The 7,107-nt window shown below is 53.7% G+C and carries 5 protein-coding genes and 1 tRNA gene; 5 read left to right on the top strand and 1 reads right to left on the bottom strand.

Annotated elements, in window-relative coordinates; genetic code table 11:
• The first annotated feature begins 21 nt into the window (after window positions 1-21).
• Window positions 22-98 (top strand) — tRNA-Pro (locus tag QZ534_RS17560).
• Between the two features lie 80 nt (window positions 99-178).
• On the opposite strand, the gene QZ534_RS17555 is transcribed toward QZ534_RS17560, so the two are convergent.
• Window positions 179-421 (bottom strand): hypothetical protein, encoded by a 243-nt coding sequence (locus QZ534_RS17555; protein ID WP_296936360.1) that lies wholly within the window; start codon window positions 419-421, stop codon window positions 179-181.
• Between the two features lie 232 nt (window positions 422-653).
• Here QZ534_RS17555 and QZ534_RS17550 point away from each other — a divergent pair, with 232 nt between their 5' ends.
• From QZ534_RS17550 to QZ534_RS17535, 4 genes are all read left to right on the top strand, one after another.
• A complete protein-coding gene (locus tag QZ534_RS17550) occupies window positions 654-1,916 on the top strand; it encodes an FAD/NAD(P)-binding oxidoreductase (protein ID WP_296936357.1) in 1,263 nt (420 codons plus the stop codon).
• Between the two features lie 142 nt (window positions 1,917-2,058).
• Window positions 2,059-3,612 carry a PAS domain-containing methyl-accepting chemotaxis protein gene (locus QZ534_RS17545; protein WP_296936356.1) on the top strand — a complete coding sequence of 518 codons (1,554 nt, stop codon included), beginning with the start codon at window positions 2,059-2,061 and terminating at the stop codon, window positions 3,610-3,612.
• A gap of 28 nt (window positions 3,613-3,640) precedes the next feature.
• The gene (locus QZ534_RS17540) at window positions 3,641-5,695 is read left to right on the top strand and encodes an EAL domain-containing protein (protein ID WP_296936354.1); all 2,055 of its coding nucleotides are present in this window, start codon (window positions 3,641-3,643) and stop codon (window positions 5,693-5,695) included.
• 76 nt (window positions 5,696-5,771) lie between these two features.
• Window positions 5,772-7,061, top strand: coding sequence for a sensor domain-containing diguanylate cyclase (locus QZ534_RS17535; RefSeq protein ID WP_296936352.1), 1,290 nt, complete (start codon window positions 5,772-5,774; stop codon window positions 7,059-7,061).
• Window positions 7,062-7,107: the final 46 nt, after the last annotated feature.

Raw genomic sequence — 7,107 nt, 5'->3', positions numbered from 1 at the left:
CGTATAATACCGGCCGTTGATCGGCGTGTGGCGCAGCTTGGTAGCGCACTTCGTTCGGGACGAAGGGGTCGCAGGTTCGAATCCTGCCACGCCGACCACTTTCCCGCTTTTCCCCTGCTTGATACTCCTGCTCACCACCGCTTCGCCGACATCTTGGCGATTTTTAGCTATAACTCCATCAAAGCAACGGCTCCACCGGCGCCCAGACGAAAGCTAACTCCCGGTTCAATACCTGCCTGAGGAACCCGGAATTTTGCACAGCAGCGACAAAGCGTTGGGCTTCAGCATTGTCTTCAACAACCGCAAGGCTGGTTCCAAGATCAGTCAGATCTTCATCGCCCACTTCGGACAGCAACCGCTCCGCCGGATACGAGGACTGACTGGCCCAGTAACGGTCAAAATCCTGCGAAACACGATCCACAACAGGTCCGATCGCCAGGACATCCAGATCCGAGAACAGGCACCACTACCAACCCCCGAAATACTCATCGGCAATGTTCCGGCCGCCAAGTCACTTTAAGCGCTATGCCTGCGGAAACGCTGACCAACAAGATATATTTCTAATTGATCTAACGTTAGACCTATAAGTTTGGTAGCCTTTGATATATCTCAAGCTCACTCGCAGACAGCAAAAAAGACAAGAGGTTCGAGGCATGATCAGCAACACAACCATGACAGGCACCGCCAAATCCCACACCGTCGTCATCGTAGGCGGCGGGGCGGCCGGCATATCAGTGGCATCCAGCATCCACAAACGGGATAGCAATCTCGACATCGCCATTATTGAACCCGCAACCCGACACCATTATCAGCCCGGCTGGACCATGGTGGGTGGTGGCGTTTTCCAGCCAGAAGTCACCTCCAGGCCGATGTCAGAAGTAATGCCAAAATTCGTTTCCTGGTACCAGCAACCGGTAACCGGCATAGACCAGAACAACAACCGGATTTCTCTGGGTGACGGTTCTTCCATGGAATACAAAGCCCTGGTACTCGCTCCGGGGCTGGAGCTGAACTGGGGCGGCATTGAAGGTCTTGAGGAGGCGCTGGGCTCCAATGGGGTCACGTCCAATTACCGGGAAGGCATGGCCAGCTACACCTGGGACATGGTCCAGAATCTCAAGAAAGGCCGGGCGCTTTTCAGTCAGCCTCCCATGCCGATCAAATGTGCCGGCGCGCCGCAGAAAGCCATGTATTTGTCCGCCGATTACTGGCTCAAACACGGCGTGCTGAACAATCTGGATATCCAGTTCCACAACGCCGGAGCCGTGCTGTTTGGTGTGGCCGATTACGTACCTGCCCTGGAAGCTTACATCGAAAAATACGGCATTGACCTGAATTTCCAGAGTACCCTGGTTGCCGTGAACGGGCCCGCGAAGACAGCGGTGTTCCGCTCAACCGATGGCGACGGCAATACCCAGGACCGTGAAGTCGGCTTTGACATGCTACATGCCGTTCCACCCCAGCGGGCACCAAAGCTGATCCGGGAATCTGCCCTGGCCAATGAAGGCGGCTGGCTGGATCTGGAAGATGACACCCTGCGTCATAAAACCTACCACAACATCTTCGGCCTCGGCGACGTGAGCGGAACCGGCAACGCCAAGACCGCCGCAGCGGTGCGCAAGCAGGCGCCAGTGGTGGCTGAAAACCTGATCGCCACGCTCCGAAACCAGCCACTTGAAGCCGCCTACCTGGGCTACGGTTCCTGCCCGCTGACCGTTGAAAATGGCAAGATCGTGCTGGCGGAATTCGGCTATGGCGGTGTACTTCAGCCAAGCTTCCCAAAATGGATCAACGATGGCACCAAGGCCACCCGGGCGGCCTGGTGGTTGAAAGCCAAACAGTTGCCAACACTCTACTGGCATGGAATGTTGAAGGGGCACGAATGGTTGGCCAAACCCGCAGTGAGATCCTCCTGAAGGTGAAAATGTTCGCATAATAATTCAAATTTGCACTATTTGTCCTTGCGCTTACGGCTTCGCCATGAACTTTTCATGGCGAGCCTGTGTATCAGCAACTATCTTTCGAAAGTGAGGGTAGTCAGATACGCAAGGACTAGCGATGCGAAAGAATTTGCCGGTAACGGATAAAGAAAAAACCTTCTCTCCAAATCAAAAACTGATCTCTTCCACTGACCTCAAGGGCAAAATCAAACACTGCAATTCAGCCTTTGTGGAAGTCAGCGGCTTCAGCCGGGACGAGCTGATCGGGCAACCGCACAACATCGTCCGACACCCGGACATGCCTCCGGCCGCTTACGAAAACATGTGGTCCCACCTGAAGGCTGGGCAGCCCTGGATGGGCCTGGTAAAGAACCGCCGTAAGAATGGCGATTTCTACTGGGTAAGTGCCTACGTTACCCCTGTTACCGAAAACGGTAAGGTGGTCGGATACGAGTCCGTCCGAACCTGCCCGGACAGAAAGGATGTCGAGCGCGCAGAACAGCTTTACGCGGCCATGCGTTCAGGCAAATCCGGAATCCCTTTGTGGCGCAGGTTGCACCCCCCTACCATCTTTCTGGCCTTCGTGTTCATTGTCGCCGGGACCCTGTTCTTGACCGGCCAGCAAACCTTCTCTGAACTCATTCTGGCCGGTGGCGTGATCGCCTATGCCGGTTGGATGCATCTGGCCCGCAAACATCTGATGAGTTCCGTCACCAAACTGCTGGAACACAGTTTTACCGATGACCTGGCCGCAAGAAGTTATACCGATGACGATATGCCCCTGGGGCGTATCAAGGTCGCGGTAAAGGCCCAACAGGCCCATCTGGATGCGGTTCTCACCAGGCTTGAAGACTCGGCCGACGAGATGCGACTGTTTTCAGTGAAGGGCCGGGAAGTCAGCTTTGAAGCTCAGGAAGCCCTGAAACAGCAACAGGCCGAGACCGAACGGGTCGCAGCGGCCGTGCACGAGATGTCTCAGACAATTGCCGAGGTCTCATCAAACGTTCAGTCAACGGCGGAGCGGGCTGACGGGGCCAAGGAATTTGCCAACGAAGGTCGTGCTGTTGTTCGTGGCACTCGCGAAGCCATTGAGTCCCTGAAAGTCTCTGTCCATGGCATCAACGATTCCGTGGGCGAACTGGCCCAACAGACCGAGCAGATAGCCTCGGCCGCAAAAATTATTGAAGAGATCGCCGAACAGACCAATCTTCTGGCGTTGAATGCCGCCATCGAAGCGGCCAGAGCGGGAGAGCATGGCCGTGGTTTTGCCGTGGTGGCCGAAGAGGTTCGCGGATTGGCGTCACGTACCCGAAACTCCACCAGCGAAATCCACGGCATTGTAAGCGAATTGATTTCGCGTTCAGGAGAAACGAGCAAGAAGGCAGACCAAGGTAAGCTGTCCGCAGATGAGGGCATGGAGAAAATGCTCTCCGCCGAGAGCACGCTGAATGACATTGCCGAATCCGTCACCAACATTGCCGAAATGGCATTACAGATGGCAGCGGCCGTTGAACAACAGGCGCAGGTTTCGGATCAGATTAACGAGCAGGTGGAGAAGATATCCGGGCTAGCGTCGACAAACCTCCGCAAGGGTGAAGAATCAACGAAGTGCGTGAAAAGTATCGAACAGATAGCAAACGATCTTCACGAATTGGTCATAAGGTTCAAGTAGGCACACTACCAGGGGATGCAGACTCAAAATGAGCAGGCAGGATCTGGCATCCGCACTCATGGGTGCGGCAGTAGATGCAATTATCGTCATTGATGACAAAGGAATCATCCAGCAATTTTCCGATTCCGCTCAGAGTCTCTTTGGCTATTCTACGGGCGAGGTAATTGGCAGGAATGTCTCAATTTTGATGCCGGAGCCCGATGCAAGGAACCATGATCAATACATTGATAACTACAAACACAGTGGAGAGGGTAAAATCATTGGCATTGGCCGGGATGTCAGGGGCCAGAAAAAAAATGGGGAGACCTTCCCGATGCATCTCTCCGTTGGCGAAAGCAAACAGCACGACCAACATCTGTTCGTGGGGATCTGTCACGATCTCAGTGACTACGAGAACGCACTGAACAAGCTTGCGAGCGCTGAGCAGAGATATCGAGAGATTGTTCAGGCCCAGAAACAGTTCATCCTGCGTCTCGACAGTGATTTCCGAATCACCTTTGCAAACGCTTCCTTCACTCGTGCACTGGGCACAGAGGCAGAAGACATCATCGGAGCGCCAATCACTGTTTTTTTCAATGAACCCGGCTACAGAATTCGTCGTCGACTTGCCTCACTGTTCAGCGATGAGGAGACATCTGGTGAGATCGCTGTAAAGGTCACAATGAAGGCACAAGACGGCTCTCAGACGCTGGTGGAGTGGAGCTTTCGCCGCACCTCGGCGCCCTCCGATGATGAAGCGGAGCTTCAAGGATTCGGTATCGACGTTTCGGAACAGGAAAGGGCGCTTGAGCAAGCGCACTATCTCCGAACCCATGACCCGCTTACCGGTTTGCTCAATAAACAATCACTGGTAAAGGACTGCAAGGTCTGGTTCAAAAGTGCGAGCCTGAGCGCGCTTCTGTACCTGGATATCGAGCATTTCAGTCTGATCAACCAACGCTATGGATACGAGATTGGCGATGCCGTTCTGATCAAACTTGCCAATCGAATAAGTCGCACAATCCAGAGAGCCAATCATTGCGCCCGGACAGGGGCAGACAAATTCCTTTTCGCAATTCACGTGAGTAGTAAGGCAGACGCAGAGGCCATTGCTGAAAGGCTCATCGAATACCTATCAATCCCATTCAAACTTCGGGACAAGCAGCTGAATGTCCGAGCCACTGTGGGCATCGCCATGTACCCCTCAGATTCGGAAAATATTGAAGTTCTGCCCGAGCTGGCAGAGTCCGCCAAAGACTATGCCCGCAGGCGCAACCGGCGTATTGGTATCTTCGATTTCGAACACCATCGGGTTCTCCATCGTCAGATGGAAATTGAGCAGGACCTCAAAGAAGCCATTGAGGATAATCAGCTTGAAATCTTCCTGCAGCCAAAATATTGGGTCAGCAACTCCACCATAGCTGGCTTCGAAGCCCTCGTCCGCTGGCGACATCCCAGAGAAGGCGCTATTTCCCCCGGAGAATTCGTTCCAATCGCCGAAAAATCATCGCTTGGGCTGGAGCTGGATTGTTATGTGATGTCCGCTGTGTTCGAAATAATTGCCCGTGCCCACGGTGCCATCGCGGACTTTCCTCCGGTAGCGATTAATATCACCCCTGCTCATTTCTCTCAGGTGGACTTTCAAAAACGGGTGTTGGCAGGCATTGCTGAGTCCGGGATTCCAATCGCAAACATTGAGCTCGAAATCACAGAGGGAGCCGTCATGGAGCGCTCGACGGAAGCCCGAGAAAACCTCGACGCACTCCGGGAAAAAGGGGTGAGAATCGCGATTGACGATTTCGGCACCGGTTATTCATCGCTGAATTACTTGCGTTTCCTTGGCATTGACGACCTGAAGATCGACAAAACCTTCGTGGATGAAATCCTTACTGAGAAGGGCGGAGTTATCATCAAGTCCATTATCGATATCGCCTCTGCTCATGATATTCGAGTGGTTGCCGAAGGCGTCGAAACCGACGAACAGCTTCAGCGGTTGCGTGAAATGGGTTGTCATCTTTGTCAGGGCTACCTACTGTCGAAACCGTTACCTGCTGACGAAGCCATCGACCTTTTTTACCGGCAGTCGTTTAACCGGATAACATGAGTCAGAATTCCGGACAGCAGCACCCCGCGAAAACGTCGGCTTGCCGCACTGGGGCAGCCTTTGAGTGAGGGATCACATGCACCTGACTGCAGAAACCAGGCTCAATGCCATTCTTGATGGCACTGGGGCAGGCACCTGGGAATACAATCTGGACACCGGCGAGATCATTTTTAATGAACGCTGGGCCAGCATGCTTGGCTACACCCTGGAAGAGCTAGCGCCATTGTCGTTCCAGACCTGGGAAAAGCTCAGTCACCCCACCGATATAGAATCAGCAAACGAAGCACTTACCGCATACCTCAGCGGTGAGGCCTCCCAGTTTGAATGCGTGGTACGCATGCTTCACAAGAATGGTGAGTGGCGCTACATCCACACCCGCGGGACCTTGCTCAACAATAGCGAAGCAGCGGGAAATCGTTGGCTGATGGGGACGCATCTGGACGTCACGGAAGAGAAAGCCACACAGCATCAGTTGCAGCAGCTGGCTGAATCTCTTCCGGGGATCATATATACCTTTACCCTGAATAATGATGGCAGCTTTCACTTCCCCTACATGAGTCGCAAGGCCAAGGATTTCTACGGCGTAACGCCAGCGGAAGCTCAGACCAACCCGGAACGCATGTTCGAGCCGATTCACCGTGAGGATGTTCCACGGGTCCACGAAACCATAGAAAACTCCCGGCAAACTCTGAGCGAATGGGTTTGCGATTACCGGATCCTCAAAGACGGTCGAACCCGATGGTTGCGAGGTGTCTCCCGGCCAGAAAGAAACCCGGATGGAAGCACCACATGGCACGGCGTCATCACGGATATCGATGACCAGAAACAGCTGGAATTCAAGCTGGCTGCACTATCGATCACCGATGAGTTGACGGGTCTCTACAACCGGAGATATCTACTCAAGAAACTTCACGAACTCTCCGAAGAATCCGCCCGTTACGGCCACCCCTTTTCCCTCGTGTCATTGGATATCGATTTTTTCAAAAGTGTCAACGATTCCTGGGGTCATCTTACTGGTGACAAGGTTCTGCGCACGGTGGCCAGTCTGATCGAAAAGCGGACCCGAAAATCCGATATCGTGGCCCGAACCGGAGGCGAAGAGTTTATCGTGCTGATGCCCCAAACCACCATCAGTGATGCCAGGCACGTTGCTGAATCCCTGCGTATCGGCATGGAGACAGAGAATTTTGCGAGCGAGGATGGCACCGAATTCAACGTTACTCTGAGCGCCGGGGTTGTTTGCGGAACCAACGACGCAGACAGGGTTCAGGAATTACTGTCGGCCTGTGACCAGCTGCTTTACCAGGCCAAGAGAGCAGGCAGAAATCAGGTTGTGGTCAGCGAGATCGGCGCTGATAAGAGCTGAAACGCAAAAAAAAGCGTATTCTGGCCCTCGACACAACCATCAACGG

Origin of the sequence: uncultured Marinobacter sp. (genome assembly GCF_913055835.1) — a bacterium.
In the GTDB taxonomy this organism is placed as follows: Bacteria; Pseudomonadota; Gammaproteobacteria; order Pseudomonadales; family Oleiphilaceae; genus Marinobacter.
Note: the sequence above shows the minus strand (reverse complement) of the source record. Positions and strands in the feature narration are given on the sequence as shown.

What these genes read in the sequence shown, in the direction of transcription:
- QZ534_RS17550 (WP_296936357.1), top strand. Translation starts at nt 654, where the DNA reads ATGATCAGCAACACAACCATGACAGGCACCGCCAAATCCCACACCGTC.
- QZ534_RS17545 (WP_296936356.1), top strand. Translation starts at nt 2,059, where the DNA reads ATGCGAAAGAATTTGCCGGTAACGGATAAAGAAAAAACCTTCTCTCCA.
- QZ534_RS17540 (WP_296936354.1), top strand. Translation starts at nt 3,641, where the DNA reads ATGAGCAGGCAGGATCTGGCATCCGCACTCATGGGTGCGGCAGTAGAT.
- QZ534_RS17535 (WP_296936352.1), top strand. Translation starts at nt 5,772, where the DNA reads ATGCACCTGACTGCAGAAACCAGGCTCAATGCCATTCTTGATGGCACT.